Below are 20,355 nucleotides of genomic sequence, written 5' to 3' on the forward strand. Positions count from 1 at the left end.
TCCCGACCGGACTTGCTGATCAGCCGGGCGGGCGAGGGCACCAAACTCAGAAGCCAAGGCCGAAAATTCGAATTTATCTCGGTTTGACATGCGGCTCCGATACGCAGGGCACTTATTTCGCCGTGGGTGTGGGATTTCCTGACCAATCGGGGATTTTCTGACCAAAATGGGATTTCCCGACCGAGGCGAGCCTGAACTGGAGATCGCGGCGGCAAAACCCGGCTATCTCAACAAGATCTCTCTCCAAAAATCGAATTCTGTCGGTGGAAATCGTCTCCAACGTCCTGAGGTCAGACAAAAATATCAAATATTTTCATGGTGTTGCAGAGTTTGTCTGGCTGATGGGGGAAATGTGGGATTTCCCGACCGCTCTGGCCGAGTCGCGCTCCGTCGCCTCCTGAATTTATGGGATTTTCCGACCGAAATAACCCGCCCTGGCATGGTGTGGGAATTTCCGACCGGCCGGAACTGAAGCACCAGCATGGTGTGGGATTTCTTGACCATCGGGCACATGAATCCCGCCACTCGAAAAATATTTCATATTTTCAGTAAGTTGTTATGGATGTGCCGCCCGGGTGAAGGTGGGATTTCCTGACCGGCGGACGATCTCGCCTGTGGCAGCAACATGCGACCAGGCGGTCAGGAAATCCCACATACCGGCAATGGCCCGTGAGGGTGGCAGGCTAGAGGCCCCAGTGGCAGGTGTGGGATTTCCTGACCGCCTGGAAAACCACGAAAAATCAAAAGGATTCCAAAACACCGGAGTTCGGGCGCAAGGCGGTCGACAGCCTGTATGACTGGGGTAGATCCACGGTCGAGAAATCCCACACCGATCAGCGGCCTGAAACTCGGCGATGATGCCGGTCGAGAAATCCCACACCCCTCATTCAGTGCACGCAGCCGGCCGAGGTAGCCACTCTCTTTGGGTGTGGGATTTCTCGACCGGCTGAAAAATCCGCGGCACATACATCACGGCGTCAGATTCGCCGCGAATATAAGGATGAGGTGACCGCCTCCAGAGGGTATCAGCCGCAGCCGGGGGCCAGGCCATCTGGGGCAGGCTGGTCGGGAAATCCCACACGCTGCTGTTCCACCCAAGCCTTCACGACCGGGCCTTCGCCGTCGAACCAGCGCCGGAGGGCGTCGACCGAGAACCAACCGAAGTTGTGGTGGCGCTGCTCCATCGGGTTGAGCCAGACGGTCAGGTCGTCCTCGGTCGGCCGGGCCGCTAGGTCGGCCTTCCGGCGCTCGATGAATTCCCGGGTCCAGGTCGGCCGGATCCCGAAATAGGCAGGCTTGGCGTTCGGGCCGAACAACGGATCGGTGCCGCGGCGCTCGGTAAAGCGGGCAGGGAGGCCGGTGGCCTTGAACGTCGCATCGAGGAGGTCCCGATCTTCATCCTGCTCGCGCAGACGGTCGAGGTCGGCCGGCTGGATCCGTGAGGCAATCACGATGGCCAGGCCACCGCGGCCGAAAGGCGTGAGGGCGCGTGTCGTGCTGAGCGCGATGTCGCAGCCCAGAAACGCGTTGTAGACCGCCTCGAGATCCCGGCGGGCCTCTTCACCGAGCGCCCGGACCATGAACGACCGCTCGCTCCAGGCCCCGATGGTCCCTGCGTTGTACGCCTTCCAGGCTTCCCGGTCGGCGGCCTTCGAATGGACAGGCAGGACCCGCACCCTGTCGTCCTTGTCCCGCCAGGTCGGAAGGAAGGCGACCACACGGTCGGCGACCACGATGTCGAATCCCTCGTGCCGCGTTGCGAGGCCACCGGTGATGCCGGGCTTGCCGACCAGCTGGGAGACATTGGACGGGTGCGAGCAACAGAGGATCGACTGGTCGAGGTCCGGGCGGTCGCAAAACACGAGTGCCGACCGGCTCGACAGTCCGGATATCCGGTACCGCTCTATGCCGGGCGGAGCCTTGCTGGAGATCCCGAACTCCCGGCGGAGCTCCTCGATCCCGGACTCGTGTTCTGCGCAATAGTCGCCGCCGAGCACCAGACCGCCCACCTCGCTGGCCTCCCCGATCCGGAAGAAGCCCGTGCTTTCCTTGCCTGTCCGTGCCGCGCGCATCGCGAACTCCCTGCCTGAATCGAGTTCTGCTCAACCCAGGCCGAGGCCGAGATCGAGATCGAAGATGGATTCGTGATCCTCGAGAACCGGCGCCGGCGCTTCCGCTTGCTCCTCTCGGATGGGCGCAGGCGGCACCGCGAGGCCATCGCCGGCGGCGATGCCGTGCTGACGGGTGAACTCGTCCATCACCTGCTCGACGGTGTGGAAGTACCCGGCCTCGCTCCAGTCGGCGCGGTTGCCGACGATGTAGAGGACTTCCTTGGCCCGCGTGACGGCGACGTTCGCGATGTTCGGGCGCCCGCCCGCCCAGCCGCGTGCCCGCTTGAATGCCTCGCCCTGATGGCCCAGCACGAAGATGACACCTTCCGCCTCCCGACCCTGGACCTTGTGCACGGTGCCGATCCGTCGGGTCAGCTCGCGGGCCTCGGCGAAGGAGATGCCGATCCCGGCATGGTTCTGGATGACCATGTCGCGCAGCCGGCTCTCGATGATCCGGAAGGGGCTGATGATGTAGAGGTCGAGCTTGCCACCGCGGGCGACGATATCGCGGAGGAGATTGAAAACGACCATGCCCTCCTGCTCGGACCATTTCTCGTCCACGGGGTCGTGGACATCAATCCAGCGCGACGGCCCGCAGGCATCCCGGATCGCGGAGGGCGAAGGCCGCTTGGCGTTCACCATCAGGCCGCCGTAGCCGATCTGGTTCGAGATCGAGAACATCGGCTCGGCGCACCGTCGATGGGCCAGCAGCGGCATGCCGACCCGGCGCGCGCCGCCCTCGCAGGGGTATTCGGCGAACACTTCGGATGCCGCGTCCGCGAAGGTCTGCACGGACCCCCAGGGCGCCATATCGACCTCATGGTCGATGCCCATCGCCTTTGCGATCTCGACGATCATGGGTTCGTTCAGCGTGACGACGGGCTCGACCTGGATCGGGTCGCCCACAACGAGCGCGTTCCGGCTGCGCTTGATCGCGCCGACCGCCGATTGCGGCGTTGCCTGTCCGGCCTCGTCGATGAACAACCAGCCGATCATCGGCTCTTCAACGTCGCGCAGCATCCTGCGGACGCTGGCGAAGGTGGTCGACAAGACCGGAACCGCGATGAAGAGCGTACTGAGGACAGACTGGACGACTTTCGGCTTCCGCCCGTTAAACCGACCGGCGAGGAGTTCCATCGCCGCCGAGAGGTTGGAGCCGACTTCCGTGGCCGCACCCTCCATAAAGGCGCGGTGAAGATCGACTGCCGCCTCGAACAGATCCTCGCGCTGTCTGTGGTCTGCACCGGAAAGCCACGGCGAGGAGGTATGGAAGTGAAAAGGGTCACTCTGGTCGAGTTCACCGGTCGCCGCCTTGTTTACGTCAGACAGGCTTTTCCTGACCGTGTCGAGCAGCTGCAGGAAGCGATCCCGCTCCCGGTTCCAGCGCTCCAGCGCCGCATGCCGGCCACGCGCGGGCCGGTGTGCCTCAAAGGAGGCGGGGATCCGTTTCGCTCCAGTCTTCTTATCCACGATGACCGGCGAGCGGCCGGCTGCCAGAGCGAGCTGGTTCCTGAGACCCCAGTCTTCATCAAACCAGAATTGGTCACGAAATTTCGCCCGGTTTGCCGAATTGCCGAGCGCGGCCGAGACCAGCCCCCAGCTCTCGCGCTCATGCAGCCTGGATGCTGTTCCCGGGTAGTATCTGGTTGTCGCATCATCAGCGATCGCGCCATCGTCCGGCCATTCGGTCGAGACGTTTTCGACTGCGCCGTTGTTCGAGGAGGCAACCAGCATCTCGAAGCCGATCAGCTTGGGATCGAGCTCGAACAAGGATGGGCCGGCGCGCCCGGAGGAACGCGTTCCTCCGGATCCGTATACACGAAAGGCGTGGGAGGGGTGGATGAAATCGCTCATCGCGATAGCGCGACGGACGATCAGCGCCGCGGCAGCATCCTTCAGCAAAGTGGTCTTTCCGGTGCCCGGTGGACCATTGACACCGATCACCTTGTTCCGGCGGGCCTGCGCGGGGTGCAGCGCATAATTGATGATCGACTGCTGCATAGTGACCAGCTGGTTGCGGCCCGCGTGTGGCCACTTCCCCTCCGGGAAAAACCCGGGGCGCAGCAGCGTGTTGATGGCCTTCGGGTCCTCGAGAATGTTGATCCGGCGCACCTGCTCCTTCACGCCGAGATACCGGTCGAGGAGAGGCTGCTCGATACCCTTCGCCAGATCGCGACGGGCGTCGAGCAGGTCGCTGAGAAAAAAGCTGTTCATGATCAGGGCGTCGGGCATTCGCTGTTTCGGCACCGGCGTGCCGTCAGGGCTTACCCTCTGGTAGTAACCGATCACCTTCGCGGGCTTGCTGACCACGTCGGACTCTCGTGATGGCCGTGAGACCTGCTTCTCATCGAACCCCAGGCTGTCGAGCATCCAGTAGTAGATCTCGAGGATGGCAGCCTTGTCGATCGGCTTGTCCTTAAACCGGTCGTCGAACAAATCGCGGAAACTCTTGCTGATGTCAGCGGCGGCACGCTTCCAGCCTGGCATTGCGCCCAGATCCCGGTTCAGCGCGCGCACGAGCCCCCATCCGTAGGCCGATACAGAGAATGGCGACCCCCCCTCCTTGAGATCGAGCGTGCCGTTCGGCGCCACGCGGAGCGTGGCGAGAATCGAAACGCCCGACCCGGCGCCACCATCTCCAAAGCTCTGGCCATAGACCTCCTCGAGCCTGACGGCTGCCTTGGCTTCCGGGATCGACCCGAAGATGACATCATAGGCGAGGTAGCCAGCACGCAAGTTCGGGAACTCTGTCTCCGGATAGCCCTCTTCCCACGGCAGCGCATCTCCGTAGACGAGATCGAGCGCCGCCATGTCGCGCTCGCGGCCCGAGACGATATCCTTCAGGTCCTTCACGGTCTCCGGCGTCAGGACCTCCGCGGCGATCCACGCATCGAGCACCGCCAGGCCCTTCTTCTGCGACGGACTGAGTTCGACAGGTTGCTCTGCCGAATTGGCAGCTTGAGCCGGCTGGGCGGGCAGAACAGACTCATCGTCCTGAGGCTGCACGGGCTGCCCGGCGGGCGCGGCCCGCTGTGATCCGGCCACGCGGATGGGCTGGCCAGTACCGATCTCGGCCTTGCGGCTTTCCGCGACGATCTCCGCAACCTCGGGGACATCATCGTCTGTCGCGCCGATGAATTGCGTCGGCGGGCGTCTGCGCTGGGTCGTGCTCATACACAGCAGTATCGGCGCCAGATATGAAAGGGACTAAGGACGGATGCAGCAGGACTTCAGTCGATAAATCCAAATTTATTTCGAATTTTCCAACGACTCCTCCAACAAGCCGCGAGCAGGATTCATTGGAATCGGGCCACCGTTTCTCCTATGTCTGATGAGCGGCTGAGATGATGGCCGCGTTCAACCGGGCGCGTCATGAGCAGTAATTCCGACCAGAAAATCGATTTCTCCGCGACATTCGGACTCTCGAAGAGCGTGCCCGCGATGATCGAGGCTCGAGATCATCTCGGGCGGCATTTTCCGACGCGGCCTTGGGAGGACATTCTGCTTGGTGCGGTCCAGCCGCCGGCACCGATCGAGGTCGTGCACTACAGCACTGGAGCGGTCGCGATCTTCTGGACGCGTGGCGCATCGATCGTCTGCCTGCTCTACCAGGGCGACGGGTGCGTCTTCCATGGCCAGGGTTCGGACGGCCGGGACTGCGCCCGGCTTGGGACGATGAGCTATGTCGAGGAGGTGCTGCCTCGCTCGGTGATGCTCGAGATCCTGGCGGTGTGCCGGCAGAAGGGGTGATCGACGAGGCTGGGTCTCGCAGGACGTTCAACACATAATTCACAAAACCGTTGGAAATTATGCCCAACGGCAACCACAAACACTCTGCACACCGGTCTCCAGCCGCGCATCGCGCGGCGCCATAGCAAGGAGACCCACGATCCATGAAATCTCGCACCCTCATTACGTCGTCAGCGCTCATCGTGATGCTGACTGCCGGCAGTGCCCTCGCCCAGACATCTGCCGGAGGCCAGGCCGGTGTCGGCGCCTCTGTGGGTGTCGGAGCAAACGCCGGTGCCGGCGGGCTGGTCGGCAGCACGCTGGGTGCCGCACGGTCGACGGCCGGGAATGTCGGCGGTGCGGTCGGCTCAACCGCCGCGGGCGTGACGAGCAGGGTGGGCGCGCAGGCGAATGGCATGGCAAGATCTGCCGAAGCAACGTCTGCCGATTTCTCGGCGGCCACTATATCCAAGGCGAGATTGGCAACCAGGCAGATCGCCGTTCTCGAATCGCGTGAGCACCGTGAGATGCGGACAGCGAAGACGACCAGCCGCCGCCATGCCATTGAGGCCAAGGCGCGGGCTGAACGTATTCGGGTCATCAGGAGCCATGGGATGTCAGTGTCGGAATATGATCATATCGTGAGCGAGGCCCGGAGCAATCGCGGCCTCGCCAGTCGCATCGGGCTGAGCGTATCTGCAGGTGCCGGCGCGCAGATGAAGTGAGGCGCATTCGATAGCCGGAAGGCAGAACGCCCGGGTGCCGTAGCTCCCGGGCGTTTTTTTTGTGCGGTCAAACAGGATGACGCCCGCGGGCGCCATACGCGCATGACATAGAAGTACAGAAGCTATCATGTGGGAAGCCACACAAAAGCCGCGGCACCGCATTCTGCTGACATCAGCGATCGAAAGGAGACCGTTGATGGAACGCAAGACGATCGGACTTATTGGGGCGATTGCCGGGCTGGCTGCCGCCGCCCCCTTGTATGCCGCGAAGGCCGAAGCGGCGCCCCTGCCAGAGGCAGGCTCATATGCCGAACTACTCGCACCAGTGTCGGATCCCGGAATGATCCTGCGGGCACATGATGCACATCTGGAGCACGCAAGGACTGAGGAACCAACGGCGCGGTTGATGCAGGTCGACGAGTATCAGCAGCATCACCACCACCACCACCACCACCACTCATACCAGCGGGGCGATTACCGTCCCTACAATCGCCGCTACGAACACCACCACCATCACCATAACCAATTCCGTGCTCACTACGGCTGGAATGTCTGGGCTGGCGGGAACTGAACGTCGAGCAGGTTGCCTGATGGTCCCGACTGACGGGAAGGGGCCGGACGAAGGTCCTGCTGGAAGAGGCGAGCCACCGTGGTGTCTGGCCTCTTCCTTGGTTGCTCCCGCCTCTAGTTCGGCGTCGCCTTGATCGGGGATGTCCGCGGATGCGGCACGCTCAGGCTGGGCTCGGCGATGATCTTCACCACCCGATCGCCTTCGCGCATGTTCTGACCGGTGCCGGTGACGCCGAGCGTCTTGGCTTGGACGACCGGAGCCGAGACCTTACCTTCGTCATAGAGCTTGCGGTAGCGGATCATCCCGGTGAAGTCGCGGTTCAGCTGGTCGAGGTCGAGGCGGAAGATCGTCTCGCCCTCCTTCACGCCCGCCCGCCAGCCGGCCTTCACGTAGTGCTTCCAGACCGCCTCTTCATCGGAATTATGGGGCAGCCCGGCCTCGAAGGGGCGGTGCGGCGCCTGCCAGGTCCGGTAGAGATAGCCGTACCAGAGCGGTGCTGATGGAACGAAGCGGGCCTGGCGGACGATGTCGTAATAGGTGTCAGCCACCCGGATCGTCCGGCCGAAATCGGAGGACTGGTACAGGTTCCGGCTTTCGGAAATCACCGGCGGCAGGATCTGCACGCCGCCCGGCTGATAGGTGACCAGCCGCGAGAAGTCGTAAATCTGGCTCAGGCGCGCGGCGTTCGCGCGAAGCTCGCCGTCGATGATCCGGGTCGCCCAGGCCACGCCGCCCTCGGCGCCGTAACGCAGCGCGGTGTCGCGGATGACCGGAAGCTCGACCATCTCTTTCGCGGCTTCCTTGCTGGCTCCCGAGCCATTGCGGTGCATGCGGCTCATCGCGGCGAGGCTCGGGAGCTTCTGCCGGGCGGCGTTGCCGGTCTGGACCGGGAACATCGAATCACCGTCATTGATGTGGATGCCGACCATGTCCGGCGGGACGGGCTTCGCCGACGCGGCCTTGCCGGGCGCACCCTGCAGGTTCGCGCAGCCGGTCAGCCCGAGGAGGATGACCGCGGCGGGGAGGGCGGCCGATCGGAAGCGGATGCGCGCCATGATCAGGTCCCGGCTGCCTGGTTGACGTCGAACTGGATGGTGCGGGCCGCCGGCGAAACCACGAGCTTGCCGTAGGTGCGGATCCGCGCGCCGATGTCCTGCAGCACGATCGCCGCCGGCACCTTGTTCTTGACCAGGACGATCGTCGGCGGGGTCGCGGGCGTGTGGGTCGGCGGGAGGACCTTGTAGTTGATCTGGGCCGCGAGTTTCCGGATGGCGCCCTCGACCGGCCCGTTCCAGCGGATCGTCACCGGGCGGCGAAGCTGGGCGGGGAGGCGGGCCAGATCGATCTTCGGCAGGGCCGCCTGGACCGGTGCCGCGGGGGCGGCGATGGCGACGCCCTTGGGGGTGGCCACCTGCTGCGGGTCGACCGGACCATTGTCGAGCTGGGAAAGCGCCTGGCTCGCCTCGGTGAACGCCCGGGCGAGATTGCTTTCAGCCTCGGCCTGGACGGCCTGGGTCTCGGTGGTCATGGCGTCTGCGTGGGCAAGTGCCGGCATACCGGCAACCAGCGCGAGCACGGCGAGAACGGCCTTGGAGCGAATGCGTACCACGCTCTGATCCTTCTGTCGGTGAACCGCCGCTACAATACAATAGTATGCCGGTTATTTTCCACATAAAAAATACCGGCCGCTATCGCACCCGGTTGAGCATCATGAGCGTGATCTCGACCACGAACCGGTGGGGCGGACATGCACGATAATGGCGGCGACGTCGTCACCATTGCGCGGAAGCTTGAAAGGCGGAGAAATGTCGAGATCTGATAAATGTGCAATTTTGCACACCTTGGCGAAGTATAAGCGCCGATTACCTTCATGAGTGTCGGACTTCTGCAACCTCGCGGGGGCGAATTATCATCTATTTTGCGCTGGAATGTGCTCTATTTTACGAAGTAATAGGCTACATTTTACCAAGGACAACCATACAATTTAGGCTCAGATATCCTACATCTTATGTCGGAATATCCTACATTTTACCTCGGATTATGATACATTTTACCAAGGAATGTCCTTAATTTTACGCAGGAGTGCGATTAGGTAACGGGGGGTAGAACAAAATCGGGTGGAAATTCCTCCTCAAACAGCCATCCCGCGCCATAAGCGGAAAACCAGCGCCAGGGGCGTCACCGGAAACCAGCAAAATTCGGAATATCAGACGGAAGCGGGAAAACAGCGGAAAATAGCGTAGCAGGGGAGTGGAAATTCGAATTAATCGGAAAATCAGGGCGGGGAAGGGGAGGGGTGAATCGGAAATCGGGTTTCCCGTCGAGGCGGGCGAACAGCATACACACCTAAAATGCACCTTAAAAGACAGCTGCTAAACACCACCCCAACGGCCGCGCATTTCCCAAAATAAAAGCCGACCCCGGACGGAAATCCAGGGCCGGCTCGGCAGCACGAATGCGGCCTACTGAGGGGTGGGCATATCCTCTGGCACCACTGCCAAGCTCCCGTCCGGTCGCATGAAGGGTGCCGGATTGTCCGACCGAATACGGCTCATGATCCGTTCCACATCGACCCTCGACGGTCGGATCATGATTCCGCCGGTTCCCTTGCCGGTCCACCCATCCCGCTTCCGGCCGTAATGCTCGGTCGCCGTCTCAGGCACCGAATGCCCGGCCAGCGCGGCGACCTCGACGGGGCTGTAGATCGTCTTCCAGTTGGCGATCGCCTGGTGACGGAAGGAGTAGGGGGAGTATTTCGCCGACATCCCGGTGGCTGCCCCGATGTGATTGATCGCCTGGCGCAACCGCCTGATCGTGGGCTCCGTCCCCTCCTTGGGCGCCTGGCGCTGGAAGAGGGCCATCGTGAATCGGATGGGCTCGATATCGATCCGAGACAGGGGAGACAGGTCGAGCACCCGCACCAGCCCGTTGGCCCGCCCGTTCGACGCCTTGGCGTTGCAGACGAAGAGCCAGACATTGCGGCCGTACGGCGCGTCGGGGTTCGGGCAAGTCCGTAAATCGCAGGTTGCCCACTCCGAGGGCCGCATGCCGGTTCGGATCGCGGCGCGGGCGAAGTGGAACATGTTGTCCGCCCCGACACCACGGCCACGGTCGAGGCAGAACTTCAGGAGCTTGTTGTAATCCTCGAGCCGGAAGAACTTCGTCCCCTTGACCCCCTCGGACGCTGCTGCCTCTCCATCATCGGCGCTCACACCATCAAGGATAGCAGCCGCTGCCTGTGCCGAGGGGTGGGTTGAGTCATAAAGGTAGAAGGCGATCGCGGCCTTGTATGACCGCCATGTCGAGGAACTGATGTCCGGCTTCATCCTGATCAGCCACCTCACGAAGTCGACCGGGTCGATGCGCTCGTCCTCATGGATAGAGGTGGCGTCATCCACCAGTGGGATAGCGCCCGGCCGCCGGATATATCGGGTCAGCAGACTGTGGGCGCGGTCCCGATAAAGCTGCACCGTGGACGCGCTGATTGTCTGCAGGCCGCGCCGTTTGTGAAAGCTCTCGACACCACTCAGCCGCCCGATATGGTCACCCATTGACCATACGGCCCGGCGGGATGCGGTCTCGAAATCAGGGCATTCCGACACCTCGACGTCAGGAACAATCTGAGCCTCCGGCGGAACCAGCGAAGACAGGTGAGTCGCCTTCAACTCCAGGGATTCCGGCAACACGGATGTCGAAACACTCGGTTCACGTGCCAGGTCCGGCAAGGCAACATCCGCCGCGCGAGCCGGATCCATCCACTTCGACGCGGCGCGATCGGCTTCCGCGGTATCGCGTCGGCCATTCTGCGCAGGCTGGACATGGCCCACCTTGATGTTCCTGGAGAGGGTGACATCGAGCGGGCTCGCCATGGCAGCGGCCGCTTGCTCCTCGGTTCTGTCTTCAGGCACTGGATCATCCTTCCGGTTTGGTGCGCCAGCCTCATCGGGATGCGCGCAGATGCTCCAGTATATCGAGCAGAGGCGATCCAACCAAAGAACTACTTTCAGAATTCGGATTTTGTGAGCTCGCTGAGATCGTGAAAATAATTGATAATTATTTTTGAATTTATATGCTATAAGCATTCCACGGGCGGATCTTCGCCCAGCCAGATCAAGGATCAGGATCGTGACCACCACAGCCGCCATCCCCGTCGACCGGCCGTCTTACCACGAAGGCAAACGGCTTTACCGCCGCCTGGTCGCCGGCGACCTGTCGCACCTGGCGCCCGTGCTCGCATCCCTGCAGCCCCTCGTCGGCGCCGCCGCGGCGGGCCTGGCCGCCCGACTCATCGAGGCCGGGGTGGATGCGGATGAGCTCCTAGTCCGGGCGACTCTTGCCCATCACGTCCGCCGGCCCGGCTACCTGGAGCGGATGGCCGCGCCGGACAGTATGCGCCACGACCTGGATGGCAATCCGGTGGAGCCGGTGTCAGCGCGCCACCGCGACCATGCGGCTGCGACCCGGAAGGCAATGGGCCCCAGTCTGGCGAAGGGCAGGCAGCAGGCGCGGCGCCGCACGGAGCGGGAGGCTCGCTCGAGATGGCGTGCAAACCCGGCTCCGGTCGTCGAGGTGAAGCAGGCCGGCCGACGTCGGCTGGCGGCTCCGGGCGGGGCAGGGGGCTGTGGCGAGCCTTCGCGATCGGCTGGGCATTGCAGCGCGCCTGTCGCTGGGCTGAGATCCTAGTCCTTATGTTGGTAATCAATCCACAGTGTCGCCGGGCGGAGATCTCGGAAGCTGCCGAAATTGCTCAACTGCTGCGGTCGTCAATTATCGAGCTCTGTGTGGCGGACCATGAAAATCGCGAGGCGCCACTGCAAGCTTGGCTGGCCAATAAGACGGCTGCGAACGTAGAAACATGGATTTGCAATCCGGCCAACATCATGCTGGTGGCGATCATCGAGAGGCGCATTGGTGGAGTTGGCTGCCTCCGCGCGAATGGCCGTGTGATCCTGAACTACGTCTCCCCGCTCTACCGGTTCAAGGGAGTCAGCAAAGCTGTCCTTGAGGCGCTTGAGCAGCACGGCCAGGCATTGGGCTTGCGATCCTTAGGACATGAGCCTGGATAACCGCTTCAGACATCAGGGGCCCTTGGGATGAAGGTGTAGTTCCACTCGCCGTGGAAGTTGGCGGGTTGGATGTTGAGGCTGGCGATGTCGGCGTCGGAGACCTTGATTCCCTTCTCGTAGCTGTTGGTGTCGAGCCGACAGGCGACGGTGAGCCCGGTCTTGGTGGTGGTGCTGGCGATCAGCTGCACGATGACCTGGTGGCTGACCAGCGGCTTGCCGCGCCAGTTCTGGGTGATGAAGGCGAACAGGCGGTGCTCGATGCGGTTCCACTTGCTGGTGCCCGGCGGCAGGTGGCAGACGCTGATGGCGATACCGAGTTCGTCGGCCAGGACTTGCAACTCGCGTTTCCACAGCCGCACCCGCGCGCCGTTGCTGCCGCCGCAATCGGCGGTGATCAGCAGTTTCGTCGCGGCGGGATAGCGGGCGGCGCCAAGTTCGTGCCACCAACGACGTATGGCCTCGACGGCGAAAGCGGCGGTGTCGTGGTTCATGCCGACACTGACCCACCCGGCATTGGCGGCGATGTCGTAGACGCCGTAGGGCACTGCCTTGCCGAGTGCGGGGATGACGAAATCGTGGACACGCACGGCTTCGGGCCGACCCTTGGGCCGCAACTCTCGTCCGCCATTCTTGAAGTCCCCGACAAGCTCCTTCTTCTTCGTGTCGACGGAGATCGCCGGCTCTCCGGCGGCCTGGAAGTCAGCCACGGTGGCGTTGATGTGCTCGAACTGCGCGTTGCGGTCGGGGTGCTGCGTGCCCTCTCGGGTCTTGCGGTTGGCCTGCAGGCTGAAGCCCAGCCGGCCGAGCAGGCGGCCGACCAGCTTCTGCCCGGCGCCGAACCCACACGCCGTCAGTGCCGCCGAGAGATGGCGCTGGCTCTTGCTGACCCAACGCAGTGGAGCCTCCGGATCACCGCGAATGGAGGACTGCACCAGTTCCTCCAGGGCGGCCAAAAGTCCAGGCTGCGTCTCGGTCGCCGGCTTACCCCCGCCACCGGGTCGGCGCACCCGCGAGTTGCACAACGCAGAACCAGAGCGCAGATCCGTCAGGCCGCGGCCGATCGTGCTCCGCGCAATGCCGGTCACCTCCGCAACAGCCGCGATCCCGCCGCGCCCGGCCGCACGCGCCTCGCTCGCCGCAAAGAGCCGTCGGTCCCGCTCGTTCAGAAATGGAGCCAATGCATCGAAACGAGCTTTGATGCCGGATTTGTCGATCACACCCGTAGGGTAGCAGAAGACCCGCCCGCTTCATCCAGTTTTCCGGATTCGTTCCTTGCGTTCTTTCGGCCGTCCCGATTCTTTCCTGCCGATTCGGTTGTCCAGGCTCAAAGCCTTAGAATTGGAAAGCACCAAGACGGCACATCGCTTCTACCGGAGGGCGGGTTTTGCAGACACCGGCGCGCCTGAGACCAAACATGGTATTCCCGCCTACCCGATGGCGAAATCGTTGGTTTAGATGGAGTAACGTGCCGCCCCCGGAGCGGGTTCGGGAGGTGATTGATTGGGTGGCTGTCCCTCGGAATGATGGTGTCATTTGACAGGACGATGCAGGTGAAGACCGATCGCAAGGAAGCCCAAGGCATCGCCCAGCTGCTACGCTTGGGCTGGTTCCGGCCCGTGCACTGCAAGTCAATGGCGGCGCAGGAACTCCGGGCGGTGTTGACGGCGCGGAAGTTGATCCACGGCAAGCTGCACGATGTGGAGATGAGCCTGCGCGGCATTCTCCGCAGCTTCGGATTGAAGGTTGGCCGGACCACGCCGCGCAGCTTCGCCCAGCGTGTCCGTAACCTTGTGGCCGGCCATCCGACCTTGGAAGGTGTCGCTGCGGCCCTTCTGTCGGCGCGGGCCGAGCTGAGCCGGCAATTCAACGGGTTCCAGGCGCAGGTTCGGGCCCAGGCTCGGCGCGATGCGCGGGCTCGCCTGCTGATGTCGACACCCGGTGTCGGCGCCATCGTCGCGCTGACCTATGTGGCGGCGATCGACGATCCGGCGCGGTTCCAATCGTCGCGCGACGTCGGGGCACATTTCGGCCTGACGCCGAAGCGATATCAATCTGGCGAGACCGATGTGAGCGTGCGGATCTCCAAGGCTGGCGATGTCGGCGTCCGCACCGCGCTATATGAAGCGGCGAATGTCATCCTCACCCGACCGGTGAGGGGATCGCGGCTGAAGAGTTGGGCGATGCGCGTGGCTGGTCGCGCCGGCATGCGCAGGGCCAAGGTGGCGTTGGCCCGCAAGCTCGCCGTCGTGCTGCATCGGATGCTGGCCGATGGCACCGCCTTTGACGCCACGCTGGCCGCCGCGGCCCGCGTATCGGCATGAGCACCGTCTAGCACAGGAGGAGATCCCGAGTTCGGGCGAGGCCGACATCTCTCGTCCGGAGCAGGTCAGGGAGTGCCTTGCGGCCGTTGTTGACAATTAGATCTCCGGGGAACGCGTGGCCGCTGGATGCGATCGCCGAACATCATGGCTCCGCGCCCCGCTGGCTCGGCGGCTCCCATTCCTGATGTGCTACGGAGCCGAACTCACCCCGAACGCCATGCTGAAATAGCAGCGGGATCGCGGTGTCGCATGGCACTACATCGCGCCAGGAAAGCCCATGCAAACGGCTTCGTCGAGAGCGTTAATGGCCGCCGCAGGGACGAATGCCTCAACGAGCATCTGTTCCGCAGCTATCGCCACGCACGAGACATCATCGAAGAATGGAGGATCGGCTACGACCTGAACAAACCACACACGAGCCTCGACGGTCTCACCCCGACCGAATTTGCAACCCGGTCCAGAGCGGACCAAAACACGAACAGCGCCAACTTATGGACGCTGACAAATTGGGGAGCAGGTCAATTCCCTCATTTATTCGACATTCGGAATCGACTCAGCTCGGTTGCCTGACCGAGGATCGAGCGATCTCCGAAGCGGACGCAGCCTGCAATAGCGGCACGACCTGCGCCCGCAGCCATGCGAGTGCCGGGTCACGGTCGTTCTGCATCGACCACACCAGAGCCACTGAAGGCAGGCGAAGGTCGAGTGGAATCGCCGCGATCGTGAGGCCGAAGCGCGGCGCATAACGTGCTGCCATTCGCGCCGGCAACGTGGCGATGACCGGTGCCTCGGCGGCAGTAGCCAGAACGGTGAGAAAATCGGACGCCGCCAGCACCACATGCAGCGCCTTGCCGGCGCGCGCCAAAGCCTCGGACAGGCAGCCCTGGATATCGTCCTTCAACGTCATCAATGCATGCGGATGCGCAATGTAAGCGGCAGCGGTCAAAGGCAACCCGGGCTGCACGAGATCCGGATTGAAACAGCAAGCAAGTGACTGTTCAAACAGCGGCGTGCCGCAATGCCGTTCCAGCTCGTAGTCGAAACAGCCGATGGCAAGATCGAGTTCACCGTTATCCAGCATGCGATGTGCGTCACCCCGCGCAACCGAGCGGGTCAGCAAGCTGATGCCCGGAGCATGGGCCTGCAAATAGGCAGTCAGCCTGGGGAGCAGTAGAATCTCCAACTCAGACGAAAAGCCAAGCCTTACTATTCGCGTTTCGGATTGCGGGTCGAAGGGCTTGCCGTCTGTCAGGGTGTTCTGAATCTGCAACAGAAGCTCGCGCAGCCGCGGCGCCAGCGCGATCGCCTTGGCAGTCGGATTCATCGCCGTGCCGACACGGACCAGAACCTCGTCATCTAGGAGAAGCCGCAGCGTTGACAGCGCGTGGCTCATGGCCGGTTGACCGAGTTTCAGCCGCTGCGCCGCCCGCGTCACGCTGCGCTCGGTCATCAGGGCGTCGAAGGCGACCAGCAGGTTGAGGTCGAAGGAACGGAGATTGAAGTGATCGATAGAGCGCATGACCGAAATCGATTTGCATGATGGCTCTACGGACCATAGCTTCCCGTTCATGACGCAGCAATCCTCCAACGGCGCAGAATCCCCGCTCTCCTTCCGGGTCGGCGATGCGCTCGTGACCCGTATCCCTGAACTCCGCTGGACGAATGCCGATCCTGCCCGGCTCTATCCCGATCTCGACGCCGCAGCACTGGGCGCCTATGGCAGCCAACTTTCGGCCGGCTCCTACAATCCTGATACGGGCAAGCTCGCCCAGGGCACGCATTCCTGGCTGGTGCGGCATGCCGGGCGCGTCATTCTGATCGACACCGCCACCGGCAACGACAAGCCGCGGCCCAGCGCCCCGATGCTGGACCGTCTCGACACGCCCTATCTGTCCCGCCTTGCGGCCGCCGGGGTGACGCCGGAACAGGTCGATCTCGTCCTGCTGACGCATATTCATGCCGACCATGTCGGTTGGAATACGGTGCTGCAGGATAACACCTGGCAACCGCTCTTCACCCGCGCACGACATATCTATTCCGAAACAGAGGCGCGTTACGCCGCCGCCTTGGACGGCTTCGCGCCTGCGCCCGATCTGCCTCCAGCAGATCTCGGCCGCGCGGATCATCCGCCCATGCCGCAGGTTTATACCGATAGTCTGAAACCCGTGATCGACGCCGGGCTGGGCCAGGCCATCGCGATCGACGGCAAGGAGATTGCGGACGGCCTCTCCTTCCATCCCGCACCCGGGCACAGCATCGACCATGCCGTTATCCGCCTACGCTCTCGCGGTGAGGAAGCCTGGTTCATCGCCGATATCATGCATCATCCACTGCAGGCGTACCGGCCCGATCTGCGGTCGGTCTACTGCGAGTTTCCCAAGACAGCAGAGCAGTCGCGCCGCGGTGTATTGGCGCAAGCCGCTGAAAGTGGTGCTCTCTGCTTTTCCGCCCATTTTGCCGAAAGCGGCGCCGGCCGTATCACGCGGAACGGCCCCGGGTTCGCCTGGAATTTCGTAAATCCCAAGGAAAACTCTGTATCATGAGCGACCTCACCACCGAAAACCGGCTCATCCCGAGTGATACACCGGGCATTTCCCTCCATCTCCGCCGCAAACGCCGCACCGGCATTGCCGCCTTCGGAGCAGAACGCACCCTGCTGCTCATGCATGGCGCGACGCTCCCGGCCGAAAGCCTCTATGACGTGCCGGTCGGCGAAGGCGCTTTCATGGATGTGCTGGCAGAAGCAGGCTTCGATGTCTGGGCGCTGAATGTGCGCGGCTTTGGCGGTTCGACCCGCCCCGCCGGCATGGATGGGGCGCCGGACGCAGCGCCGCCTCAAGTCTCCACCGCGGATGCGGTACGCGACCTGGCTACTGCTGTGGATCACATCCGGGCCGCGCAGGATCTTCTTCAGTTGACTCTCATCGGCATGTCCTGGGGCGGCACGGTGACTGGCACCTATAGCGCAACTCATCCCACCAATGTCGCGAAACTCGTCCTCATCGCCCCGCAATGGCTGAGCGACGGGCCGCCGCGAATTGATCCTGGTGGCCCGGTGCCGGCCTATCGCCGTTTCGATGTCCATGCCTTCCGCAACCGCTGGCTTGAAGGCGTGCCGACCAAGCGGCAGGAGGAGATTTTGCCCAGCGCATGGTTCGCCGCCTGGGCCGAAATCATTCTGGCGAGTGATCCGGCGTCCAAGGACGGCATCATTCGCGCCCCTGCCGGCGTCATCCAGGATGTGCGGGATTATTGGTCCGTTGGCCGTCCATTCTATGAGCCGGAAGCGATCACCGCGCCTGTGCTGCTGCTGCACGGCGAATGGGATCTGGATGTGCCGCTGCCGCGCATGTCGGCCCTCTTTCAGCGCCTCACTGGTGCCCGCTATCGGCGCTGGATCGAGATCGGCGAAGCCACACATATGATGGTGATGGAACGCAACCGCTGGCAAATTCTGAGCGAAATCCTGCTTTTCCTCCGCACATTGCCTGGATAGCCGCCGCTCGCGATGCATCGCGAGTGGTCCTGAAAGCCTTCCCCTAATCTCAGGAGGGTCGGCATCCGCATCATCACTTTCGGGGCCTGCTCAGGCTTCATACCAGTTACGGCCCGCTGGATCGCTCAACCGCCCAAGGCGGCTTTTGTCACGAGGCTCCGGCCCGGCCGGTTACCCTGCCACGCCGCTCGTCAGCTACCAGACCTATCGACAATTATCTGGGTGGAACCTCCCTCCACTGGTGTTGCGCGCCGTCGGGGCGCACTGAGAAATCCGGGTTAAGTTCGCTTGTTGCCATCAATCCGAGAACCGGGACCGCCAGCCCTGCCATGATCGCCAGGATCACGAAGGACAGGTAGCTCTGCACGAAATAGGCTGCGAGCAGACCGGCCCGTTCGTGATCCTCCGCCAGAGGCGGCAGCGTTCGGAATGTGCCTGTCTACCCGCTGCCGAAGCCCATACCGGCGATCAGCGTGCCGAGCAGCATCACGGTCGTCGACCCCTGCGGCAGCGCAGCATGTCGCCGCGATGCCGCCGGCCTCATCCGCCGTGGTCCTGCGTCTTCGTGTCGATCCACGCCGGTGCAACCGACGTGCCGTGGCCGAGGAAGAAGCCCATATGGATGTTGAACTCACCGATCGGCTCGAGCAGCCTCGCATTGCTCAGCGGGCCCGCCTCGACCGGCTCGAAGCCCGCCTTCCGCGCCAGATCGGCAACGGCATGCTTCGCGCCTTCGTCGTCGCCGGCGATGAAAACCTGGACGGCCGCCACGTCCTCGCGCGTCGCTTCCGGCAGGATTGCGGCAAAGATCGTGTTGAAAGCCTTGACCACCCGTGCCTCTGGCGCGGCCTTCCTGATCTCCTCGGCGGCGGAAGTCGTATGGCCGATCGTCAACGCCTTGTAGTCGCCGGTGATCGGGTTCGTGATATCCACAAGGATCTTCCCGGCCAGCGGACCGGCGTCACTGACGACCGCCGGAACGGCATCGAACGGCACAGCCAGGATGACCATATCGGCGAGTGCCGTCACGGCGGCGATGCCGCCGCCTTCGACACCCTCCCCGATTTCCTGTGCCAGCGCAGCCGCCCTGGCGGGATCACGGTGCCCGATCGACAGGTGAATACCCTTGCAGGCGAGCAGCCGCGCAAGGCCCGCGCCCATATTCCCGGTCCCGATGATTGCAACATTCATTTGCGTATCTCCTTTGAGTGGATGCACACGCTATGAATTCGAACCTGATAGCGATAAATAATGGCTATGTGAATTTACTCGAAATGGAACGTTTGTAATGGATCGTTTCGCCAGCATGGCGGCCTTCGTCAGTGCCGTCGAAACCGGCTCGTTTGCCGCTGCCGCCGACGCGCTGGATTGTTCCGCGCAACTCGTTGGCAAGCATGTCCGGCTGCTGGAGGAGCATCTCGGTGTAAAGCTCATCACGCGAACGACGCGCCGGCAGAGCGTCACCGAAATCGGCAGGACATTCTACGAGCGGTGCCGCATTATCCTGGCTGAAATGGAGGCAGCCGAGGCACTTGCCGACGAGAGCCGTGCCATACCGCGCGGCCGGATCCGCGTGAACGCGCCGGTCACCTTCGGCGCGCACGAGCTGGCACCGGCGCTTCCGGATTACCTCACGGCGCTGCCCGACGTTTCGATCGAACTCACCCTGGCCGATCGCGTTGTCGACCTTGTCGATGAAGGGCACGACATCGTGTTCCGCATCGGCCCCCTCGCCGACAGCGCCCTGATCGCCGTGCCGCTGAAAAGCTACGAGCTGACGCTATGCGCCGCCCCCGCCTATCTCGCCGCCCACGGCACGCCGCATCGCCCGGAGGATCTCCGCGCACACCAGTGCCTCGGCTTCGCCTATGGCGGCGTTTCAGACCGCTGGACATTCGAGGGGCCGTCCGGAACGGTCAGCGTCGAGGTTGCCAGCAGGTTCTCTGCGAATAACGGGCAGGCGCTGCTCTCAGCCGCCCTGGCGGGCCTTGGCATCATCCTCCAGCCCGCAGCACTCGTCTACGGCGAGATCGAAAACGGACGCCTTGTGCCGGTGCTTCCGGAATTCGTGCCGCCCGCCCGCCCGATGCACCTTCTGTACGCTCCCGACCGCCGGATGACACCGAAGCTCCGCTCGTTCATCGATTTCACGGTCGGTCGTTTCGGCAGATCAACGTGTCTGAGGGCCTGAGGGCGGCATTGCGGTGGGGCTCATTAGCGGCTTTTCGGCCGGTCTGAATCGCGAGGGAATTTCCATTGGCGTTGATTTCTGTTGGGGTGGACGGCCCAACGGCATCCAATGTGCCAATATAGGGTCGAACAACGAACCTAATGAA

At 63.0% G+C, this 20,355-nt stretch carries 18 protein-coding genes and 2 pseudogenes; 12 read left to right on the forward strand and 8 right to left on the reverse strand.

Going from position 1 to position 20,355, the window contains the following annotated elements:
• Positions 1–263: 263 nt before the first annotated feature.
• On the forward strand, positions 264–401 hold the full coding sequence (locus tag HUW10_RS02205) for a hypothetical protein (protein ID WP_174501999.1): 138 nt from the start codon (positions 264–266) through the stop codon (positions 399–401).
• Positions 402–1,025: 624 nt separating this feature from the next.
• Here HUW10_RS02205 and HUW10_RS02210 read toward each other — a convergent pair.
• Positions 1,026–2,072, reverse strand: a complete 1,047-nt coding sequence (locus HUW10_RS02210) for a hypothetical protein (RefSeq protein WP_174502000.1) — start codon at positions 2,070–2,072, stop codon at positions 1,026–1,028.
• A 30-nt stretch (positions 2,073–2,102) separates the two neighbouring features.
• Positions 2,103–5,285 (reverse strand): AAA domain-containing protein, encoded by a 3,183-nt coding sequence (locus tag HUW10_RS02215; protein ID WP_174502001.1) that lies wholly within the window; start codon positions 5,283–5,285, stop codon positions 2,103–2,105.
• A gap of 198 nt (positions 5,286–5,483) precedes the next feature.
• On the opposite strand from HUW10_RS02215, the gene HUW10_RS02220 reads away from it, so the two are divergent.
• From HUW10_RS02220 to HUW10_RS02230, 3 genes are all read left to right on the forward strand, one after another.
• Positions 5,484–5,861, forward strand: a complete 378-nt coding sequence (locus HUW10_RS02220) for a hypothetical protein (RefSeq protein WP_011930606.1) — start codon at positions 5,484–5,486, stop codon at positions 5,859–5,861.
• Between the two features lie 143 nt (positions 5,862–6,004).
• Positions 6,005–6,565: a DUF4168 domain-containing protein gene (locus HUW10_RS02225; RefSeq protein WP_174502002.1), complete on the forward strand. Its 561-nt coding sequence runs from the start codon at positions 6,005–6,007 to the stop codon at positions 6,563–6,565.
• 196 nt (positions 6,566–6,761) lie between these two features.
• Positions 6,762–7,136 (forward strand): hypothetical protein, encoded by a 375-nt coding sequence (locus HUW10_RS02230; protein WP_174502003.1) that lies wholly within the window; start codon positions 6,762–6,764, stop codon positions 7,134–7,136.
• Between the two features lie 113 nt (positions 7,137–7,249).
• Here HUW10_RS02230 and HUW10_RS02235 read toward each other — a convergent pair whose 3' ends face one another.
• The 3 genes from HUW10_RS02235 to HUW10_RS18245 form a co-directional block, all read right to left on the reverse strand.
• Positions 7,250–8,191, reverse strand: coding sequence for a type IV secretory system conjugative DNA transfer family protein (locus tag HUW10_RS02235; protein ID WP_174502004.1), 942 nt, complete (start codon positions 8,189–8,191; stop codon positions 7,250–7,252).
• A gap of 2 nt (positions 8,192–8,193) precedes the next feature.
• On the reverse strand, positions 8,194–8,745 hold the full coding sequence (locus tag HUW10_RS02240) for a DotD/TraH family lipoprotein (RefSeq protein WP_174502005.1): 552 nt from the start codon (positions 8,743–8,745) through the stop codon (positions 8,194–8,196).
• An 853-nt stretch (positions 8,746–9,598) separates the two neighbouring features.
• Complete coding sequence (locus HUW10_RS18245; RefSeq protein ID WP_236656154.1) at positions 9,599–11,044, reverse strand: site-specific integrase; 1,446 nt, start codon at positions 11,042–11,044, stop codon at positions 9,599–9,601.
• 217 nt (positions 11,045–11,261) lie between these two features.
• On the opposite strand from HUW10_RS18245, the gene HUW10_RS02250 reads away from it, so the two are divergent.
• Both HUW10_RS02250 and HUW10_RS02255 read left to right on the forward strand, forming a co-directional pair.
• Positions 11,262–11,819, forward strand: coding sequence for a ProQ/FINO family protein (locus tag HUW10_RS02250; RefSeq protein WP_201712566.1), 558 nt, complete (start codon positions 11,262–11,264; stop codon positions 11,817–11,819).
• Positions 11,820–11,824: 5 nt separating this feature from the next.
• Positions 11,825–12,202, forward strand: a complete 378-nt coding sequence (locus HUW10_RS02255; RefSeq protein WP_174502006.1) for a GNAT family N-acetyltransferase — start codon at positions 11,825–11,827, stop codon at positions 12,200–12,202.
• Positions 12,203–12,207: 5 nt separating this feature from the next.
• On the opposite strand, the gene HUW10_RS02260 is transcribed toward HUW10_RS02255, so the two are convergent.
• Entirely contained in the window at positions 12,208–13,419 is a 1,212-nt protein-coding gene (locus HUW10_RS02260; RefSeq protein WP_174502007.1) for an ISAzo13 family transposase, read from the reverse strand.
• Between the two features lie 97 nt (positions 13,420–13,516).
• On the opposite strand from HUW10_RS02260, the gene HUW10_RS18630 reads away from it, so the two are divergent.
• From HUW10_RS18630 to HUW10_RS18250, 3 genes and pseudogenes are all read left to right on the forward strand, one after another.
• Positions 13,517–13,657, forward strand: coding sequence for a GNAT family N-acetyltransferase (locus HUW10_RS18630; protein ID WP_371808609.1), 141 nt, complete (start codon positions 13,517–13,519; stop codon positions 13,655–13,657).
• An 89-nt stretch (positions 13,658–13,746) separates the two neighbouring features.
• Positions 13,747–14,523 (forward strand): annotated as a pseudogene (locus tag HUW10_RS02270) (IS110 family transposase); the annotation flags it as partial.
• A 67-nt stretch (positions 14,524–14,590) separates the two neighbouring features.
• A pseudogene (locus tag HUW10_RS18250) lies at positions 14,591–15,015 on the forward strand (integrase core domain-containing protein); the annotation flags it as partial.
• A 61-nt stretch (positions 15,016–15,076) separates the two neighbouring features.
• Here HUW10_RS18250 and HUW10_RS02280 read toward each other — a convergent pair.
• The gene (locus HUW10_RS02280; RefSeq protein WP_174502010.1) at positions 15,077–16,042 is read right to left on the reverse strand and encodes a LysR substrate-binding domain-containing protein; all 966 of its coding nucleotides are present in this window, start codon (positions 16,040–16,042) and stop codon (positions 15,077–15,079) included.
• Between HUW10_RS02280 and HUW10_RS02285 the strand changes: the two genes are divergently transcribed.
• Together HUW10_RS02285 and HUW10_RS02290 are read left to right on the forward strand one after the other, a co-directional pair.
• Positions 16,041–17,066 carry an MBL fold metallo-hydrolase gene (locus HUW10_RS02285; RefSeq protein WP_174502011.1) on the forward strand — a complete coding sequence of 342 codons (1,026 nt, stop codon included), beginning with the start codon at positions 16,041–16,043 and terminating at the stop codon, positions 17,064–17,066. The two genes, HUW10_RS02280 and HUW10_RS02285, sit on opposite strands and share 2 nt — an antisense overlap.
• Positions 17,063–18,019: an alpha/beta hydrolase gene (locus tag HUW10_RS02290; protein WP_174502012.1), complete on the forward strand. Its 957-nt coding sequence runs from the start codon at positions 17,063–17,065 to the stop codon at positions 18,017–18,019. Before HUW10_RS02285 ends, HUW10_RS02290 begins: the two co-directional genes overlap by 4 nt.
• Positions 18,020–18,559: 540 nt before the next feature.
• Here the strand turns inward: HUW10_RS02290 and HUW10_RS02295 are convergent.
• A complete protein-coding gene (locus tag HUW10_RS02295) occupies positions 18,560–19,210 on the reverse strand; it encodes an NADPH-dependent F420 reductase (RefSeq protein ID WP_174502013.1) in 651 nt (216 codons plus the stop codon).
• Positions 19,211–19,307: 97 nt separating this feature from the next.
• On the opposite strand from HUW10_RS02295, the gene HUW10_RS02300 reads away from it, so the two are divergent.
• Positions 19,308–20,210: a LysR family transcriptional regulator gene (locus HUW10_RS02300; protein WP_174502014.1), complete on the forward strand. Its 903-nt coding sequence runs from the start codon at positions 19,308–19,310 to the stop codon at positions 20,208–20,210.
• Positions 20,211–20,355: the final 145 nt, after the last annotated feature.

The sequence above is a fragment of the Acidiphilium sp. C61 genome (assembly GCF_905116885.1).
GTDB lineage: Bacteria > Pseudomonadota > Alphaproteobacteria > Acetobacterales > Acetobacteraceae > Acidiphilium.

Coding starts and splice junctions, on each gene's coding strand:
- HUW10_RS02210 (WP_174502000.1), bottom strand. CDS start 2,072: ATGCGCGCGGCACGGACAGGCAAGGAAAGCACGGGCTTCTTCCGGATC.
- HUW10_RS02215 (WP_174502001.1), bottom strand. CDS start 5,285: ATGAGCACGACCCAGCGCAGACGCCCGCCGACGCAATTCATCGGCGCG.
- HUW10_RS02220 (WP_011930606.1), top strand. CDS start 5,484: ATGAGCAGTAATTCCGACCAGAAAATCGATTTCTCCGCGACATTCGGA.
- HUW10_RS02225 (WP_174502002.1), top strand. CDS start 6,005: ATGAAATCTCGCACCCTCATTACGTCGTCAGCGCTCATCGTGATGCTG.
- HUW10_RS02230 (WP_174502003.1), top strand. CDS start 6,762: ATGGAACGCAAGACGATCGGACTTATTGGGGCGATTGCCGGGCTGGCT.
- HUW10_RS02235 (WP_174502004.1), bottom strand. CDS start 8,191: ATGGCGCGCATCCGCTTCCGATCGGCCGCCCTCCCCGCCGCGGTCATC.
- HUW10_RS02255 (WP_174502006.1), top strand. CDS start 11,825: ATGTTGGTAATCAATCCACAGTGTCGCCGGGCGGAGATCTCGGAAGCT.
- HUW10_RS02285 (WP_174502011.1), top strand. CDS start 16,041: ATGACCGAAATCGATTTGCATGATGGCTCTACGGACCATAGCTTCCCG.
- HUW10_RS02280 (WP_174502010.1), bottom strand. CDS start 16,042: ATGCGCTCTATCGATCACTTCAATCTCCGTTCCTTCGACCTCAACCTG.
- HUW10_RS02290 (WP_174502012.1), top strand. CDS start 17,063: ATGAGCGACCTCACCACCGAAAACCGGCTCATCCCGAGTGATACACCG.
- HUW10_RS02295 (WP_174502013.1), bottom strand. CDS start 19,210: ATGAATGTTGCAATCATCGGGACCGGGAATATGGGCGCGGGCCTTGCG.
- HUW10_RS02300 (WP_174502014.1), top strand. CDS start 19,308: ATGGATCGTTTCGCCAGCATGGCGGCCTTCGTCAGTGCCGTCGAAACC.